This is a genomic window from Alkalimonas mucilaginosa, assembly GCF_036327005.1.
GTDB classification, from domain to species: Bacteria; Pseudomonadota; Gammaproteobacteria; order Enterobacterales; family Alteromonadaceae; genus Alkalimonas; species Alkalimonas mucilaginosa.
The window spans coordinates 49,686-66,714 of the sequence record NZ_JAUGZK010000001.1 but is presented as its reverse complement, the minus strand read 5'-3'; the positions used below and the strand labels follow the sequence as shown (position 1 = coordinate 66,714).

The following is a 17,029-nucleotide window of genomic DNA, read 5'->3' as shown; positions in this document are numbered from 1 at the left end:
AAAAGGTTTGGCGGAGCGGACGGGGCTCGAACCCGCGACCCCCGGCGTGACAGGCCGGTATTCTAACCAACTGAACTACCGCTCCAAACCAAGGTGCACTTCACATCATGTCAGGGATGTTGCAGTGCGGCGGGAATGATAAGGGTTCGGGTTTTCTGCGTCAACTCCTTTTTGGCCGCAATTGCGCAAAGCTTAATCATCCGGTAGCGATAAGTCGAGAATATCATCCAAATCGGCTTTTTTTGCCGCTGGGCCCTCACTTTTCCCTTCGCTGCCTTGGGTGTTTTCTTTACTCTTTGAGGCCGCAGTCGTTTTCTTTAATTTCGACGGCATCAAATCACGCCAGGATTTTCCGGTCAGCATAAAAAAGATAAATACTCCCCCAACCGCCAAAATCAAAACATTCACGGTGATAACCCAACCCCACGGGAATGTCTGTTTTTGCTGCTGTTGCAATCTGGCAGCTTCTTCGGCCAATATCTCCTCAGGTAAACGCTCCAACTCTGGTGCTAAAAAGGTCTCCAGATTGACAGAGAAATCGACATTCGGTAATGCCAGCATAAATTCACGCCCATTTGCCAGCTCGCCAAAGGCCTCGGCTTCAACCATATAACTACCATAGCCACGATGTTCTAGCTGCAGGCGGTGCCCCCCCTGTTCAGGCCGTTGCAAACTAAAGGTTTCGGTATCCCCATCGGGATAACGTATCCGACCTTGCAAAATCAACGAACGAGCTTTGACTTCAGGATCCACTACCACAAAGTTCAATTGATGAGAATCTTCGGTATGCTCTGCTTTTATCAATTCAGGCTTCACCGGTATTGGATGAATTAACACTGCCGCTTGTTCCACTTCCCGGGTGTACAGCGGTGTTTTCACCAGATACTTAGGAACCCATTCACCAGCCGCAAAATTCAGCTGGAATTCACCGGTAAAAACACCATCACGGGCGCGCTCATCCAGACCCCGCCCATCATCCCTAAATTGGGCAACCTGGATAATACCCCGGCCAAAATTATCGTAATCCGGATTATTGGTGCTAATAAAAATCACTTCCAGTGTCAGAATCTCCCGAAAATCCCTGGCATTAATCGGTTCTCCGGCATTTTGTAACCGAGCCGTCACCTTGAGGGTTTCACCACTCATCAGATGCTCGGGCAAGGGATCGACATCCAGAATAATATCACTTAACACCATAATGCGACTTTCCGGCAAAATGCGCCCCAATGCTTGCCAGGGACCGGCCATTGGCTTTGGGATATGGATCAAGTCGTAGTTACGGCTGGCATGCCACTCTACATTCTGTGCTTCTGCATTGTGCAGATTGATCTTACTGCCATCAGGACGCACCAGAATAACCGCAGGCGATCCTGGTCGACGGAACATCAATAAGGTAATTTCGTCGACATCATTGTCAATGCGAAAACGATTATCAAACATGGCGATTTGATTGCGGGTTGGTAATTGCTGCAGCATTTCAAAACCAACATCAGGGAGAGCCTCTGCTACCACTTGTGGCAATGTCAGCTCCATCAGCTCCAATTGCTCAATATCAGGCTCTGGCTCTGCATTTAGCGATACCATAAAAAGCGTGAATAGCACTGCACAGATCATGCCTCTGGCCATAACAAGGCTCCTGATTTTTTAGCAATCACTTGTAGACGCTCCTGATGTGCCTGCAGCTCCTCGGCGCTGGCAGGAATGACTTTCAGTGCACCATTACGGCGGATCTGAACAGGTTGATTAAGATTTGTCGATTGATCCTGCTGCCGATCGGCGGATAAGTTAAGGCTGACCTGACCGCCCGTCATCCGCAAATAGACATCGGCCAGAATTTCCGCATCCAACAAAGCGCCGTGCAAGGTACGGTGGCTGTTGTTGATATCGTAACGCCGACAAAGTGCATCCAGATTATTTTTCTGGCCAGGGTGTAAATCCCGCGCCAGCTTCAACGTATCCAAAATAGCGCAGTAACCAGCAACTGCAGGCAAGCTTGGCCGTAACATGCTGAATTCATGGTCAATAAAACCAACATCGAAGGCTGCATTGTGAATAACCAACTCAGCCCCCTGAATGTACTGGTAGAAATCCTGTGCAATGTCGCGAAACTTCGGTTCATGCATCAAGCGTTCATTGGTGATACCGTGTACTGCGATGGCTTCGGCTTCAATCTCACGCTCAGGGTTAATATATACATGGTAATTGTTGCCGGTAAAACGCCGGTTAATCAGCTCGACACAGCCAATCTCAATGATTCGGTGCCCTTCTTTCGGGTTGATGCCGGTTGTTTCTGTATCAAGTATTATCTGACGTTTTGCCATCTTTGGTTCCGCTGCCATCGCTTTTACGGTAAATTATAACAAGGAAGCCACTGCTCTGCGCTACTTGCCTGCTCAGCCAACTTATTTCGTAGGACATCTGTATGCAAAAAAACGTTACCATCTTTACAGATGGCTCTTGCCTTGGCAACCCTGGGCCTGGCGGCTACGGTATCGTGTTGCGCTACCAACAACATCAGAAAGAGTTAAGCGGCGGCTTTGTGCAAACCACCAACAATCGAATGGAGCTTCTGGCGGCTATTATCGCGCTGGAGACATTAAAAAAAGACTGCCAGGTAGACTTGTACACCGATAGCCAGTACGTACGGCTGGGTATCACCCAGTGGCTGGCAGGCTGGAAACGCAACAACTGGCGTACCAGCCAGAAAAAACCGGTGAAAAACCAGGATTTATGGCAGCGGCTGGATGCCGCCAGTCAACGTCATCAGATCAACTGGCACTGGGTGAAAGGCCACTCTGGCCACCCTGAAAATGAACGCTGCGACCAACTCGCACGTGAAGCGGCAACGCACGGCGCTACCGCGGTTGATCAGGGTTTTACACTCAACCAGGAGTGATTAGACTTAGCCCCCCGAAGCCAATAGCTTTTCCAGTTCGGCAACAAAAGCTGGATCCGTGGGACTAACCCGACTGCCAAAGTGCAACACCGTTTGCTCATCGGCACTCACCAAATACTTGTTGAAGTTCCAGGACGGTTGCTCCCCGCTTTTATCAATCAAAGCACGGAAAACCGGGTTCGCGTTGCGTCCTCGCACAGGAGTGGTTGAAAACATCGGAAATTCAACCCCGTAATCTAAATAACAAACCTCCGCAGTTCTGGCTTCATCGCTGTGTTCCTGCCGAAAGTCGTTGGAAGGAAAGCCCAAAACCACCAAGCCCTGCTCGCGATAGTTTTGATACAGCTGCTGCAAAGCATCAAACTGCGGAGTAAAACCACAACGACTGGCAGTATTCACTACCAGCAATGTTTTACCTTTGAATTCTGAACAGAGATCGACACTCTCACGGGTATTCAATTGCTGCATCGAATGACCTAACACAGCCCCACATTGGCTAGCCAGCAGTTGACCACTAAAAACAATGGCAGCAACTGCTACCCCAAATGATGCTTTCATCGGAAAACTCCATACCATTAGCGAACATAAAGTTTGAGTGATACGCGGCAGCTTTGCAACCGGATCGGCTTTTACAGCATTAAATGTTTGATTGGTCTACAATACAAAATAATGATCGCCCTAGCTTCCCATTAAGCACGATGCAACAGCGGCTTACTGACTAACCAAAGACCCATGAATACATTGCGTACCTTATCCCAGTTGAAGTACCACCCAGCTGCTCTTGCCATTTTAGTTGTAACTTTGTTGCTCAATGCTGCCTTTGTCTGGTACCTGGATGCTCAACGCACCAGCCGGCAGCAACTAACCAGTGCTCAGATGGCTCAGTCGTTTATCAATCAATTACAGCTGCGCTTTGAACGCAATATCACCGCAGCTTACGCCATTGCCGCAGGTATCAACCAATCCAACCAGGTTGACTTTACCGCCTACGCCAGCCAATTGCTAAATTATTACCCGGATATCCTAGCCATCTCATTGGCACCCGATGGTATTATTCGGCAGGTATATCCGCCGGAGACAAATGAAGCTTTGCTTGGTTTTGATATGTTTGCACACCCAGAACAAAGCCGGGAAGCAGTACAGGCCAGAGCTGCAGGAAACCTTCAAGTGAACGGCCCCTTTGCTTTGCTGCAAGGCGGGCATGGCGTGGTAGCTCGCTTGCCGCTCTTTGATGGCGGCAAGGATGCTTTTTGGGGCTTTATCAATGTCACTCTGTTACTTGATCCAATACTGGACAACTTGCATCAGGATTACTTTGCAGACCGCAGGATCCATTATCATTTGTGGCGTAATGGTACAGAGCAGCCACAAAAGACTATTCGACAACATCAGAACCTAACCACCCCTCAGCAACAATTCTCCATTGCCATGCCTGATACCTCCTGGCAACTGGCGATTTCCTATCAGCCCAGTTGGCAGGAGCGGCTTCCTTTTTGGCTTGAATTGTTATTTGGTTTGCTGTCGAGTCTGCTGCTGTATAGCTTCACCCTGCTTTATTTGCAACTCAGACGTCAGCACCTGTTGCTAAGCCAGCAGGTTGCAGAGAAAACCAGTGAGCTACAACAAACCCTGCAGCGCTATCGCTCTTTTATTCAGGCATCCAATACCGGGGGCTGGGAGTACGACCATAACCGTCACTTCTTAAAATGCAGCCAGGAATACTTCAGTATGCTCGGCCGGAAACGACAGAATTATGATCAATCGGGACAGGAGAACCTGACAGCGACCTGGCTGGATTTACTGCACCCAGATGATGTTACGCCTGCCAGCCAGGCTTTTATTCATTATCTGCAGCAAGCCAATGGCATGTACGAGAATCAATTCCGTATGCGCCATCAAGACGGGCACTGGGTCTGGATTTTGTCACGTGGGCGAACCTTGCTTGATCACGATGGCAATCCGACAGCAATTACCGTGGGTACCCATATTGATATCAGCGCGCAAAAACAAACCGAGATGAAGCTGCGGCTGCTGGAGCAGTTGTTTGAGCAAAGCTCTGAAGGCATGCTGGTGACGGATCCAAACCACACCATTGTATTAATAAACAAAGCTTTTACCACCATCAGTGGCTACAGCAGCGCCGAAGCAGTGGGCCAAACACCCAAACTGCTCTCCTCTGGTAAGCACAACAAGGATTTTTACCAGGCAATGCAGCAAGCCATTCAGCGCCATGGTAATTGGCAGGGCGAGATTTGGAATCGTCGCAAAAATGGCGAGCTTTACCCGGAGTGGTTAAGCATTTCACAAATCAAAGATGCCAAAGGGAAACTCAGTCATTATGTGGCGCTGTTTAGCGATATTAGCAATTACAAGCAAGATCAGGAAAAGCTCAACTTACTTGCACATTTCGACTCCCTGACTCAGTTACCAAATCGCACTTTGCTGATTGACCGCACCGAGCAAGCGATACAACGAGCCAAGCGCATTGGCCAGCAAATTGCCATGCTGTTTATTGATTTGGATCGTTTTAAGAAGATCAATGATGCGCTTGGTCATGAAGTTGGCGACGAAGTTCTGGTGCAAGCAGCAAAGCGACTGCAGGCCATGACACGAAGTCAGGATACCCTGAGCCGCCTAAGCAGCGATGAGTTTATTTTATTACTGCCGGATACCAATCAGGAAGCCGCCGGCAGATTAGCGAAACGCATCCTTGAGAGCATGCAATCACCCTATCAGTTTGCCAAAGAGCCGCTGAGTATCTCAGCTTCGATCGGCATCGCTATTTACCCTAATGATGGCGACAACTTCTTTGAGCTAAACAAGCATGCTGATATCGCTATGTTTAAGGCCAAAGAAGATGGCCGCAATAAATACTGCTTTTTTACCGCAGGCATGCAAAGTCAATTCAACCGGCAATTGCAACTGGAAAACGCGCTAAGGCACGCGATTGAACACAACCAGTTGCAGTTGGTCTATCAACCTCAGTTCTGCCTGCATCACAAGAAACTGAGTGGCTTTGAAGCCCTGCTACGCTGGCAACATCCGGAACTGGGTTTTATCTCACCGGCAGAGTTCATTCCGGTGGCAGAGCACAGCGGTTTGATGATCCAATTGGGGGAGTGGGTATTGCAGCATGCCATCCAGCAGCAAAAGCGCTGGTACCAACAAGGTTATTCCGGGCTGGTAATGGCCATCAATTTATCGCCGGTACAATTTCGTCAACCGGAACTACTGACTATCATCAGTGCTCAACTGGAACTGGCCAAGCTTCCGCCCCATTGCATTGAGCTGGAAATTACTGAAAGTGCCATGGTAGAGGATGCCGAGCAAGCCATCAAAACGGTGGATGCAATCCGGCACAAAGGCATCAGCATTGCCATTGATGATTTTGGCACTGGTTACTCCTCACTCAGTTATTTAAAGCGTTTTCAGTTAAACAAGCTGAAAATCGATCAGTCTTTTGTGCGTGAACTGTTAGAGAACCATGAAGACAGAGCCATCGTTACCGCCATTATTCGCATGGCGCAAAGCCTGGGGTTAAAAACCATTGCCGAAGGGGTGGAAACAGCCGAGCACCAAGGTTGGCTGCAACAACTGGGTTGTGATGAAATTCAGGGATATCACTATGGCCGCCCGATGTCGGCGGCAGAGGCAAGCCAATTTATCATCAAGCATCTATCTGACAGATAAGCCTGCCCTAAAAAGCAAAAAAGCCGACATAACATGCCGGCTTTAAACTGGAACAGCGATGAATTAGCTTAACCGCGAAAAAAACTCGGAGCGGGTACGGGCATCTTCGCGGAATGAGCCGCCAAGGGCTGTGGTTTGGGTTTTGGAGTTGGTGTCCATCACCCCACGGGCTTTGACGCAGTAATGCACCGCTTCAATGCTAACCGCCACATTGTCGGTTTCCAGCAAGGTTTGCAGCGCTACCAGCACCTGCTCGGTTAAACGCTCCTGCACCTGAGGGCGCTGGGCAAAAAAGCGGACAATCCGATTAATTTTTGACAGACCAATCACTTTGTTGTCTGGGATATAAGCCACTGTGGCGGTGCCATCTATGGTAATGAAGTGATGCTCACAGGTACTGGAGACACTGATATCCCGTACCTTAATCATCTCTTTGACCTTCATTTTGTTGTCAATCTGAGTGACCTTGGGAAAATGACGGTAATCCAGTCCGGAGAAAATTTCATCGACATACATTTTGGCGATACGGTGCGGCGTTTCGGCCAGGCTATCGTCGGCCAAATCCAGCCCAAGGGTTTGCACTACCTCAGTCATTAGTGCTGAAATTTTCTGGTACTTCTGATCACGACTTAGGCCAGTCTCCAACATCGGAGTTTCCAGACCTTTTTTCTCAAGTGCGCTGCGAACGCGAATGGCTTCTTCAGATAACATAGCTTTTCCAAAACAGAGGGTAGTCAAACCCTTTATACAGTGGCGGCCTGCAGCTGGTTCAATCGGAACAGGTGCAGGCGCATCACTACCACTTATTGTACCAGACGAAGCGCAGCCAGCAAAACAGTTGGCTCTACCTCAGGGCCGCTCAGCTCACTGTCCCAATTGGTGCCAATCAACAGGCCGTCGTCGTACATTTCTTTCAACCAGCCATCACAGAATACATCCAGCGGAATAGCCTCAGGCTGATAACTGGCCCATTCATCGCTGCAATGCGCTTTGGCATCGGCTTCAGAGGACCAGAATGGGATCACATCGGTTTCTTCGTATTCAACCGACTCTACCACCAGCAAATCTTCGCCTTCTGCCAGAGCATAGACCACACCATTGGTTTTCGCGGCTTCGACAAACTGTTGATATTTCGGATCGTGTTGAGCTTCAGACATAAGACTTCACAAAGTTGGCTGCAATACCGTCTATTAGAACAGAAAGCAGGGGCAAAGTGCCAGTATTATTGGCACGCCTTCGGCTTCACTGCGTGTATGAAATCACGTACAATCCCTGCAATTGCAACCAATGATGTGGACGCTATGGCACAGTACATTTACACCATGCATCGGGTCTCGAAAGTAGTCCCGCCGAAAAAAACCATTTTAAAAGATATTTCGTTGTCGTTTTTCCCTGGCGCCAAGATAGGCGTACTGGGTTTAAATGGCGCCGGTAAATCCACCCTGCTACGGATTATGGCTGGGGTAGATCAGGACTTTGAAGGCGAAGCCCGGCCACTGACCGGCACTAAAATTGGCTACTTGCCGCAGGAACCTCAGTTGGATACCAGTAAGACCGTGCGGGAAATTGTTGAAGAAGCGGTCGCGGATGTAAAACAGGCCTTCAGCCGGCTGGATGAAGTCTATGCCGCTTATGCCGATGAAAATGCCGATTTTGATGCGCTGGCCAAAGAGCAAGGCGAGCTGGAAGCCTTAATTCAGGCCAAAGACGGTCATAACCTTGATAATACGCTGGAGCGGGCAGCCGATGCGCTGCGTTTGCCCGCCTGGGACGCCAAGATTGAGCATTTGTCCGGTGGTGAGCGACGCCGGGTAGCTATTTGTCGACTGCTGTTAGAGCGCCCGGATATGCTGCTGCTCGACGAGCCAACCAACCACCTGGACGCTGAGTCCGTTGCCTGGCTGGAACGCTTCCTGCACGATTACCCGGGCACTGTGGTGGCTATTACCCACGACCGTTATTTCCTCGACAATGTGGCGGGCTGGATTTTGGAGCTGGACCGTGGCTACGGCATTCCGTGGGAAGGCAACTACTCGTCCTGGCTGGAGCAAAAAGAAGCCCGCCTGGCACAGGAAGAACGCAGCGAGCAAGCTCGCCAGCGCTCCATCAAGCAGGAACTGGAATGGGTACGCACCAACCCGAAAGGCCGCCATGCCAAGAGTAAGGCGCGGATGGCCCGCTTTGAAGAGTTGCAAAATACCGACTTCCAAAAGCGCAATGAAACCAACGAGCTGTTTATTCCACCAGGCCCTCGCCTGGGAGATAAGGTATTGGAAGTCAGCCACCTGCGTAAGAGTTTTGGCGACAAGCTGCTGATTGAAGATTTAAGCTTCAGCATCCCGAAAGGCGCCATTGTCGGCATTATCGGCCCGAATGGGGCTGGTAAATCCACCCTGTTTAAGATGATCACCGGCTCCGAGCAGCCGGACTCAGGCAGCATTGAGCTCGGCGATACCGTGCAGGTGGCGTCGGTTGAACAGTTCCGTGACAGCATGAACGCTAAAAACACCGTTTGGCAGGAAATCTCCGATGGTCAGGACATCCTGCAGATTGGTAATTTTCAGCTACAAAGCCGGGCTTATGTCGGTCGCTTTAACTTTAAAGGCAACGATCAACAAAAGTTTATCGGCGACTTATCCGGTGGTGAGCGCAACCGGGTGCATTTGGCCAAGCTACTGCGCGCTGGCGGCAACATGCTGCTGCTGGATGAACCCACCAACGATTTGGACGTGGAAACCCTGCGGGCTTTGGAAAACGCCTTACTGGACTTCCCGGGCTGCGCCATGGTGATCTCGCACGATCGTTGGTTCCTCGATCGTATCGCCACCCATATCCTGGATTACCGCGATGAAGGTCAGGTCAATTTCTTTGAAGGTAACTACTCGGATTACGAAGCCTGGATGAAAGAAACGCTGGGTGCTCAGGCACTGGAGCCGCACCGCATCAAGTACAAGAAGATCTAAGCCATCGCAGGCACAACAGCCACGCTTTACTCCGGGCGTGGCTGTTTTTTTTCCAACGCTTTCATAATATCACGCCAGCTGACAATACCCAGCGGCCGGTTAAAGCTATCGACCACCGGAATGCAAGAGACCCGCTCGCTGTTGAACAGCCTTACTGCATCCATCACCTCAGCACCAACCGACAGACTCACAGGCTGGCGATGCATCACCTGATGCACCCGCTTCTTCAGGGTGGCCAGATCCTTCGTCGTCTCAGCGGCAGTGCCCAGATTAGGGCTTAAGGCTTTAAACAAATCCCGATCAGAGATCACCCCCAGCAACTGTTGCTTTTCCACCACCAATAAGTGATGAAACTTGACCTGATCAAAGATTTCTTTCACCACTTCCAGGGTATCATCCGGCTCGACACTGACCGGGTTGCGGCTCATCAATTGGGTAATAGCTGTCATTAGCGAGGTCCCTGTAACACTATCTAGCCTAAGTGTATGATCATTTGCCGGAAAGACAAAAGCCGCAGCACTACCAATAAAGGAGTAACTGCGGCTTTTCGCAAGCCACGACAACTTACTTCAAAACGGTCGCAACTGACTTGGCAAAATAATCGATGTTGCTGTGGTTCAGGCCAGCAATACTGACCCGACTGGAACCCACCATGTAAATACTGAACTCATCCCGCAAGCGGTCGATTTGTGCTTTATTAATACCCAGGAAGCTAAACATACCATGCTGGCGGGTAATAAAACCGAAATCCTGTGCAATGCCTTCGGCTTTAAATTTATCCACAATCAACTGACGATAATCATTAATACGATTGCGCATCTCCGCCAGTTCCTGATGCCATAAACCGGTCAGCTCTGAGCTGTCTAAGATCGCACCAACAATAATGGCCCCATGTGCCGGTGGCATGGAGTAAATACTCCGCACCACACTCAGCAGCACAGAGCGGGCCGTTTCGGCGGCTTTGCTGTGCTCGGCTAACAAGGTGCAGGCACCAATGCGCTCACGATACAACCCAAAGTTTTTCGAGCATGAGCTGCACAAAATCAACTCTGGCACTGCAGCGGCCAGATGGCGCAGGCCAGCGGCATCTTCATCCAGACCAACGCCAAAGCCCTGATAGGCCATGTCCACCAGCGGGGTAAAACCGCGCTCTTTAGCAAGGGCAGTAAACCGCTGCCACTGTGCAAAGGTTAGATCCAAACCACTTGGATTATGGCAACAGGCATGCACCAGCACCACATCACCAGGTTGCACATGCGCCAACTCAGCAAACATCTGCTCTTCCAGGAGCTCTTTGCTGCTGTAATCGTAATAGCTGTATTCTTTCACCTGCAGGCCTGCAGCCTGAAACAACGAAATATGATTAGCCCAGGTCGGTGTGGTCACCCAAATGGTGGCGGCGGGGTTGGCACGCTTAATAAATTCCGCAGCTACCCGCAAGGCACCGGTCCCACCCGGAGTGTGGGCAGTAGTCAGACGCCCTGCCAGCAAGGCGGGATGATCATTGCCAAATGCCAGTTTTTCGATGTGCTGGTTAAAGTTCATATCGCCAGCCATACCAATGTAGGTTTTGCTGTCTTCTTTGGCCAGGCGCAAGGCTTCGGCTTTTTTGACACACTTGAGCACAGCCGTATGGCCTTGCTCATCTTTGTACACCCCAACCCCCAAATCAATTTTATTTGGATTTGGATCCTGCTGATACGCAGCCATCAGGCCAAGAATTGGATCTGTTGCCACCGGCTGTAACTGAGAAAACATAGCGCTCACCTGTTTTAATCACTGCATGGTTGATCTGCTGCAGGCAAATAAGCTGGTACCATCAGACAGACAGCAACCAACAAAGCCAGCACAGCAGGGTTAAAGACGTTTTTTTGAAATGCTTCGGCATCGATAATGCCAACTATTCTGCCTGAATGGTCAAACAGAGGCAAACAGGCTTCCGCCTGCACTTTCGGATCGCAGGTGTAATAATCCCCCCCACGCGCCAGATACTCGGGAATGTCATTAATCACCCGCCCAAGACCTGTTATTCCGACCGTGCTGTTGTTACTCATCCGGGCAAACTCGGCCGTTAATGGGAACTCAGGCCGGGATGGTGCCCCATAGTATGCGAGCTTAACCAGAACGGGTTGTCCTTCAGGGTTCTTTCTTGCCTGATAAATGCCAAACCATTCCATACCGGTACGCGCTTCAAAGGCCTGACAAAATAACTGCAATTGGGACAAGCGCTGCTCGTTCTGGGCAGTACGCCCATTCAGGATCAATGATAAATCATAAGGTTCATCAGCTAACTGACCGAATAAAGAGCAGGCTCCTCCCTCGCCAAGTTCCGGTATTAGATACTGCCAGCAAGCCTCGGGTAATGCAGACTCATCCAGGTAGTGTTCCAACCACAAAATTTCCCGCTGAATTTCCAGTTCATGGATCTCAAAAGTTTCAGCCAGACCACTCTGCAGTAAATACTGCGCCACCACTCCACTTCCACCAAACATTTTAGACATCCAGATTTCTAAAAAAGACACAGCCATTCTAGGCAAAAAATGGCAAAATGCCAACTGGATTTGCAGCACTGACCGCCACAGGAATCATCATGAATCGTAAAACCCTCTCCCTGGCCGATTGGCAACAGCAACAACAGAGTGATACGCCGAGGTCTGCCCCGGTCACGTCAACTTCTGAGAACCTGATTTACAGCACCGATGGAGGTAACCTGACGCAACCGAAACCAGCTAAAGCAGGCGGAGAGGCCTATGCCGATGGCAAAGTGCGCTTGCAACGACAAACCAAAAAGCGTGGCGGTAAAGCAGTGATTGTGGTTCGGGGGATAGCTAAATCGCACGATGAATTGACTGTTATTTGCAAAGCACTCAAACAATCCTGCGCCTGTGGCGGCACCGTCAAAGATGGCACCATTGAGTTACAAAATGACCAGCGTGAACGTGTAGAAGAGGCTTTGAAAAAGCTGGGCTATAGCACCCTTTGGGCCGGCGGCTAAGTCTTCGGGCAGGGTGTCGCTCGACACCCTGCCCGAGTGTTAATTACGGTATCGTTGCTGATAACGCTGATGCAGTTGCTTGTGGCGGTTATCCAGATCGACCTGGCGGCCGTCTATCCACATCTGCTCAACACTGTGTCCCAGATAATCAAAGATATCACCGTTGGACACAACCAGGCTGGCACTCTTACCCACCTCGATAGAACCCAGACGGTCAGCCACTCCGGCAATACGAGCGGCATCCAGCGTTAATGCTTTTAGTGCATCAGCCTGGCTCAGGCCATAGCGGGTGACATGGCCGCTGGCAAACACCAGATTGCGGGTGTCCCAGAAACCATCCAGGGAAAGTGCAAGCCGCACTCCGGCATCACGCAGAATTCCAGGTGCTGCAAAAGCTTGATCATAAGCTTCATCACCCCGGGTTGGCAAGCCAAAAGGAGCGGTGTAAATTACATCGACCTTGGCGGCCGCCAATTCATCCGCCATGCGCCAGCTGTCCCGACCTCCCACAATGACCAGCCGTGCCTGATACTGATTAGCCAGCAACATGGCCTGCCGAATTTGCCGTGGATCATCGGCATGCACAAACAGCGGCAGCTCGCCGGTGAAAAATGGCAACATCCGGTGCCAGCGTGAGTCCAGGCCATGATTCAAACCAGCCTGCTCCGCTATGAAATAAGCCTGAGCCTGTTCAAAGTAACGGTGCAACTGCTGCAACTGTTGTTGCTGTTGTTCCCGCTGCTTATCCGGACTTTGGCTGGCACGCCAACCGGTACGAATACTCATCGAAGGCCAGTTGATGTGCAAACCAACATCAGATTGCACCAAGGCATCCTGCCAGTTCCAGCCATCCAACTGCATCAAAGCAGAGCGACCGGTAATCATGGCACCGGAGGGATAAATCAGGCTATGACTGAAGCCATTGCTGCGAATGGTCGGGATCACCACAGAGTCGGCATTAAAAGCCACTTCTACCCGAAGATCCGGATTGGTATTGCTGGTTTCCCGATCATCTCTGGTCGCACGCACAGCTTCCACTTCAATCAAACCCAACTGGTTGATCAGCGCAATAAGCCCTGGATACAGATGTTTCCCGGTCAAATCGTGCAATTTGGCATTGGCTGGCACCTGCAATTGCAAACCAATAGCGGCGATCTTGCCATCGACCAGTAACACATCCTGCACCTTCGGCTCAGCATCAATGACCGTATGCACCAGCGCGTTTTGCAATAGGATCGGCTGTTGCTGTGATGTACCAGGAACCGGGTTAACCGCCAGTACCGGCAATGCTAATGACATTGCCAGCAAGCAACCACAAAGTTTAGAGAAAATTGTCTGCAGCTTCATTAGTGTGCTCCTGCTTGCTGGTGGTGGCCGTGGGAGTGACCATGCTGATGGTAACGCTGATGCCCAAAGCGGATTTGCAACCAGTCTTCATGATCATCGCAATGCCAGATAGGATCCTCATCTTTATATCCCTGACGGCTGCCCTGACGCGCGGACTCACCAGCGGTCAGTACTTTTTGGATCAGTTGCAGGCGCTCCTGCTCCAGCTGTTCACGAAGGGCCAGATCACTGGCGCGATCAAAGTAACGAGCTCCTTCAATCCAGGTTTGTTGCACCTGGCTATAAACAGACAGTGGATGACCATCCCACAGCACAAAGTCTGCCCGCTTACCGGCTTCAATAGAACCGACCTGATCGGCAATTTTTAACTGCATAGCCGGATTGATGGTGACCATTTTCAGGGCTTCGTGTTCATCCATGCCGCAGTACATCACGGACTTGGCAGCCTCTTGGTTCAGACGGCGCAACAAGCCCGGATCATCTGAATTCACACTGACATTCAGGCCTTGCTCATGCATCAAACAGGTATTGGTTGGAATGGCGTCGTTCACTTCCATTTTAAAGCCCCACCAATCGGCAAAGGATGACACAGAAGCCCCATGCGCTTTCATTTCACTGGCAACCTTGTAGCCCTCCAGAATATGCGTGAAGGTCTGAATACGGAAACCCATGTCTTCAGCCAGTTCCATCAGCATCAAAATTTCAGAGGCGACGTAAGAGTGGGTATGAATGTGGCGCTCACCATTGAGTATTTGTACCAGCGTATCCAACTGATAATCGCGTCGAGGTGGTGCTACCTGAGCCCTGTCACGCCGCGATAGGCGCTCATAAGCCTGCCATTTTGCCTGATACTCTTTGGCGGCCTGGAATTGATCGCGGATAAAGGTTTCCACCCCAACCCGGGTTTGAGGGTAGCGGCTACTAAATTGCGCTCCCCAGTTCGATTGTTTAACATTCTCACCCAGTGCAAATTTAATGCTGGGAGGTGCGCCTGAAAACTTCATGCCTTCGGCATCCTGGCCCCAACGTAAGCTTAGAATTTGTGCCTGACCGCCAATGGGGTTGGCACTACCGTGCAACAGCTGCACCGCAGTCACACCACCGGCTAAGCCACGGTAAATATTGATGTCATCGGGGTTCACCACATCGCCTAAACGTACCTCCGCGGTATTAGCATGCGAACCTTCGTTAACCCCCTGCGCTGTGGCAATATGGGAATGTTCATCAATAATACCTGGTGTTAAATGCATGCCTGTCGCATCAATCACACTGTACCCTCTGGGCGTCGACAAACCCTGGCCAATACGCTGAATACGACCATCCCGGATAATCACATCGGTTTCAGTTAACACACCGGCATCGGTAGCCGTCCAGACAGTGGCATTACGAATATGCAGGTTTTGCCGGGCTGGCAGCTCTGCCAAGCCAAAAGCACGATTTGGATAGGTAAGTTGTGACACCCGTGGAGCTGCCGCCAGCACCTCTTTGGCTTCCTTTTCCGCAAGCGGCTGCCGATTGGCGAGCACGGCACTGCGCGTACCATTGCCCTCAAGCCAATGCCCCGTTAACTGATTGTCGGATAGAGCACCACTGAACTGCATCACTTCGCTGCGTTGCAACAGATCGTTTAAAGCAACGCTGAACTGCAACTGGGCGCCTTGCTGCTGCAGATGTTCCAGCTTTACTTTGTTCTCCGCCAGGCTTAGCTCCCCCTGGTAAGCCCCGGAGCGACCAGTTAACGTTAACTCAACTGGCTGGCCAGCAAGTTGAAGCTGGTAGGTACCAGAGAAATCCGGTCCTGGTGCCAGATGTTGCACCGGCTGGCCTCGCAGCCAGGTCGCGACGATGGTCCCATCATCGAACACATTGCCCCGGCTCACTACGAAGTCCGCCTGATAACCAGGTTGCACCTTACCAAGCTGACTGCCAAGACCCAATAAATCAGCTGGTACTGTGGTTAAAGCCGCCAATGCTTGCTGCTCCGTTAAGCCGTACTGCATCGCCCGGCGTAAATTTGGCCAGAAATCGGCGGTTTTTGGCAGACCATGGCTGGTTAGAGCAAAGCGAATGCCAGCTTGTGCGACCGCAGCCGGGTTTGCTGGTGCCCGCTCCCAATGACGTAAATCGGCCAGATTCACGTCCAACTGAGCATCGACATAGTGTACATCCGGTGCTGCCGGGAAGCTAAGTGGCAACACCAGGGGCCGGTTACTGGCTTTGACCTGAGGCAAACGACTGTACTCATGGCCAGAACCCAGTAACACCACCTGGCCTAACTCAAACTCAGCGAATAAACCATGAGCCCGGAGCAAAGACTGCTCATCACTGGCTTCAAACAGCACTCCTTGCTGTGGCAAAGCTGCCAGGGCCGCCAGAGCAGCATTGTATTCAATCGGCTGGCTATGAAAACGCAGATCCGTTTTGCCATAAGCACTTTGGTACCAGTTGGCATCAGACAGAGTTTGCCGAATCAGCGCCATGCTGCCCATCAGTGATGAGGGATAACTCTGCGTAGAACTGCCTTTACTAAAAGACATAAACTGCTGGCCCCGGGCCTGCAAGATCACTTCGTTAGGCAAGCCTTCAGCCAGAGAGGCTACCACTGCCGTACCGCGGAAGATACCATCGTGCCGAGCCGCCTGAACGGTGGTAAAGCCCTGCTCGATCAGTGGTTTTGCTTGCTCACTATTAGGACGGAACTCATCAGCCCAGCGACGCTCAGCATGGATAGCAGCATTGCTGGCATTGCCACCTTGCCGCTCATTCTCATACTGAGGTGGCTCGCCAAAGCGAAAACCACCCGAAGCTTTCGCCTGTTCTACCCCATACTGGGTAAAAGGGTCGATAAAGCCGGCATAGACATAATGGCCGGTTAAGTCCTGCTGTTGGTATCCGGCGGGTACAGCACCACCGGAGCGCACGGACTCTATCACCCCATTCCGGATCAGGATGGTAGCATTGCTCAGGGTACGGCCAGGCTCTGTCACAACAGAAGCATTGGTCAAAGCAATCAGGTTGGGGGTTTTATCCCGAATACCCAATTGCGGGGTTGTTTGTGCGGCATAGAGGACAGGCGTCGCCAATGCAACGGCCACCATACCAACCCAGGGGAGTTGTCTCGTCATTGTTATGTTCCTG

Annotated in this window: 14 protein-coding genes and 1 tRNA gene; 4 read left to right on the top strand and 11 right to left on the bottom strand. The window is 51.0% G+C overall.

Features of this window, described 5'->3' with window-relative positions; all coding sequences use genetic code 11:
* Nucleotides 1-8: 8 nt before the first annotated feature.
* From QWF21_RS00290 to dnaQ, 3 genes are all read right to left on the bottom strand, one after another.
* Nucleotides 9-85, bottom strand: a tRNA-Asp gene (locus tag QWF21_RS00290).
* Nucleotides 86-192: 107 nt separating this feature from the next.
* Complete coding sequence (locus QWF21_RS00285; RefSeq protein ID WP_330086037.1) at nucleotides 193-1,626, bottom strand: TIGR03503 family protein; 1,434 nt, start codon at nucleotides 1,624-1,626, stop codon at nucleotides 193-195.
* Entirely contained in the window at nucleotides 1,611-2,321 is a 711-nt protein-coding gene (dnaQ, locus tag QWF21_RS00280; protein ID WP_330086036.1) for a DNA polymerase III subunit epsilon, read from the bottom strand. Before dnaQ ends, QWF21_RS00285 begins: the two co-directional genes overlap by 16 nt.
* A gap of 101 nt (nucleotides 2,322-2,422) precedes the next feature.
* Here dnaQ and rnhA point away from each other — a divergent pair, with 101 nt between their 5' ends.
* On the top strand, nucleotides 2,423-2,896 hold the full coding sequence (gene rnhA, locus QWF21_RS00275) for a ribonuclease HI (protein WP_330086035.1): 474 nt from the start codon (nucleotides 2,423-2,425) through the stop codon (nucleotides 2,894-2,896).
* Nucleotides 2,897-2,902: 6 nt separating this feature from the next.
* Here the strand turns inward: rnhA and QWF21_RS00270 are convergent, their stop codons facing one another.
* Nucleotides 2,903-3,454 (bottom strand): glutathione peroxidase, encoded by a 552-nt coding sequence (locus QWF21_RS00270; RefSeq protein WP_330086034.1) that lies wholly within the window; start codon nucleotides 3,452-3,454, stop codon nucleotides 2,903-2,905.
* 174 nt (nucleotides 3,455-3,628) lie between these two features.
* Here QWF21_RS00270 and QWF21_RS00265 point away from each other — a divergent pair, with 174 nt between their 5' ends.
* On the top strand, nucleotides 3,629-6,586 hold the full coding sequence (locus QWF21_RS00265; protein ID WP_330086033.1) for a bifunctional diguanylate cyclase/phosphodiesterase: 2,958 nt from the start codon (nucleotides 3,629-3,631) through the stop codon (nucleotides 6,584-6,586).
* Between the two features lie 63 nt (nucleotides 6,587-6,649).
* On the opposite strand, the gene folE is transcribed toward QWF21_RS00265, so the two are convergent.
* Together folE and QWF21_RS00255 are read right to left on the bottom strand one after the other, a co-directional pair.
* A complete protein-coding gene (gene folE / locus QWF21_RS00260; RefSeq protein ID WP_330086032.1) occupies nucleotides 6,650-7,297 on the bottom strand; it encodes a GTP cyclohydrolase I FolE in 648 nt (215 codons plus the stop codon).
* A gap of 92 nt (nucleotides 7,298-7,389) precedes the next feature.
* A complete protein-coding gene (locus QWF21_RS00255) occupies nucleotides 7,390-7,743 on the bottom strand; it encodes a DUF2750 domain-containing protein (RefSeq protein ID WP_330086031.1) in 354 nt (117 codons plus the stop codon).
* Between the two features lie 144 nt (nucleotides 7,744-7,887).
* Here QWF21_RS00255 and ettA point away from each other — a divergent pair, with 144 nt between their 5' ends.
* The gene (gene ettA, locus QWF21_RS00250) at nucleotides 7,888-9,549 is read left to right on the top strand and encodes an energy-dependent translational throttle protein EttA (RefSeq protein WP_330086030.1); all 1,662 of its coding nucleotides are present in this window, start codon (nucleotides 7,888-7,890) and stop codon (nucleotides 9,547-9,549) included.
* A 26-nt stretch (nucleotides 9,550-9,575) separates the two neighbouring features.
* Here the strand turns inward: ettA and QWF21_RS00245 are convergent, their stop codons facing one another.
* The 3 genes from QWF21_RS00245 to QWF21_RS00235 all read right to left on the bottom strand — a co-directional run bounded on the left by QWF21_RS00245 (nucleotide 9,576) and on the right by QWF21_RS00235 (nucleotide 12,041).
* Nucleotides 9,576-9,998, bottom strand: a complete 423-nt coding sequence (locus QWF21_RS00245) for a CBS domain-containing protein (protein WP_330086029.1) — start codon at nucleotides 9,996-9,998, stop codon at nucleotides 9,576-9,578.
* Nucleotides 9,999-10,113: 115 nt separating this feature from the next.
* Complete coding sequence (locus QWF21_RS00240) at nucleotides 10,114-11,307, bottom strand: amino acid aminotransferase (protein WP_330086028.1); 1,194 nt, start codon at nucleotides 11,305-11,307, stop codon at nucleotides 10,114-10,116.
* A 14-nt stretch (nucleotides 11,308-11,321) separates the two neighbouring features.
* Nucleotides 11,322-12,041: a GAF domain-containing protein gene (locus QWF21_RS00235; protein WP_407935248.1), complete on the bottom strand. Its 720-nt coding sequence runs from the start codon at nucleotides 12,039-12,041 to the stop codon at nucleotides 11,322-11,324.
* Nucleotides 12,042-12,139: 98 nt separating this feature from the next.
* Here QWF21_RS00235 and QWF21_RS00230 point away from each other — a divergent pair, with 98 nt between their 5' ends.
* Nucleotides 12,140-12,544, top strand: coding sequence for a translation initiation factor (locus tag QWF21_RS00230; protein WP_330086026.1), 405 nt, complete (start codon nucleotides 12,140-12,142; stop codon nucleotides 12,542-12,544).
* 39 nt (nucleotides 12,545-12,583) lie between these two features.
* Here the strand turns inward: QWF21_RS00230 and QWF21_RS00225 are convergent, their stop codons facing one another.
* Both QWF21_RS00225 and QWF21_RS00220 read right to left on the bottom strand, forming a co-directional pair.
* Nucleotides 12,584-13,891 (bottom strand): amidohydrolase family protein, encoded by a 1,308-nt coding sequence (locus QWF21_RS00225; protein WP_330086025.1) that lies wholly within the window; start codon nucleotides 13,889-13,891, stop codon nucleotides 12,584-12,586.
* Nucleotides 13,891-17,016 carry an amidohydrolase family protein gene (locus QWF21_RS00220; protein ID WP_330086024.1) on the bottom strand — a complete coding sequence of 1,042 codons (3,126 nt, stop codon included), beginning with the start codon at nucleotides 17,014-17,016 and terminating at the stop codon, nucleotides 13,891-13,893. The genes QWF21_RS00225 and QWF21_RS00220 overlap by 1 nt, the downstream gene beginning before the upstream one ends.
* Nucleotides 17,017-17,029: the final 13 nt, after the last annotated feature.

Coding starts and splice junctions, on each gene's coding strand:
- QWF21_RS00285 (WP_330086037.1), bottom strand. CDS start 1,626: ATGGCCAGAGGCATGATCTGTGCAGTGCTATTCACGCTTTTTATGGTA.
- dnaQ (WP_330086036.1), bottom strand. CDS start 2,321: ATGGCAAAACGTCAGATAATACTTGATACAGAAACAACCGGCATCAAC.
- rnhA (WP_330086035.1), top strand. CDS start 2,423: ATGCAAAAAAACGTTACCATCTTTACAGATGGCTCTTGCCTTGGCAAC.
- QWF21_RS00270 (WP_330086034.1), bottom strand. CDS start 3,454: ATGAAAGCATCATTTGGGGTAGCAGTTGCTGCCATTGTTTTTAGTGGT.
- QWF21_RS00265 (WP_330086033.1), top strand. CDS start 3,629: ATGAATACATTGCGTACCTTATCCCAGTTGAAGTACCACCCAGCTGCT.
- folE (WP_330086032.1), bottom strand. CDS start 7,297: ATGTTATCTGAAGAAGCCATTCGCGTTCGCAGCGCACTTGAGAAAAAA.
- QWF21_RS00255 (WP_330086031.1), bottom strand. CDS start 7,743: ATGTCTGAAGCTCAACACGATCCGAAATATCAACAGTTTGTCGAAGCC.
- ettA (WP_330086030.1), top strand. CDS start 7,888: ATGGCACAGTACATTTACACCATGCATCGGGTCTCGAAAGTAGTCCCG.
- QWF21_RS00245 (WP_330086029.1), bottom strand. CDS start 9,998: ATGACAGCTATTACCCAATTGATGAGCCGCAACCCGGTCAGTGTCGAG.
- QWF21_RS00240 (WP_330086028.1), bottom strand. CDS start 11,307: ATGTTTTCTCAGTTACAGCCGGTGGCAACAGATCCAATTCTTGGCCTG.
- QWF21_RS00235 (WP_407935248.1), bottom strand. CDS start 12,041: ATGTTTGGTGGAAGTGGAGTGGTGGCGCAGTATTTACTGCAGAGTGGT.
- QWF21_RS00230 (WP_330086026.1), top strand. CDS start 12,140: ATGAATCGTAAAACCCTCTCCCTGGCCGATTGGCAACAGCAACAACAG.
- QWF21_RS00225 (WP_330086025.1), bottom strand. CDS start 13,891: ATGAAGCTGCAGACAATTTTCTCTAAACTTTGTGGTTGCTTGCTGGCA.
- QWF21_RS00220 (WP_330086024.1), bottom strand. CDS start 17,016: ATGACGAGACAACTCCCCTGGGTTGGTATGGTGGCCGTTGCATTGGCG.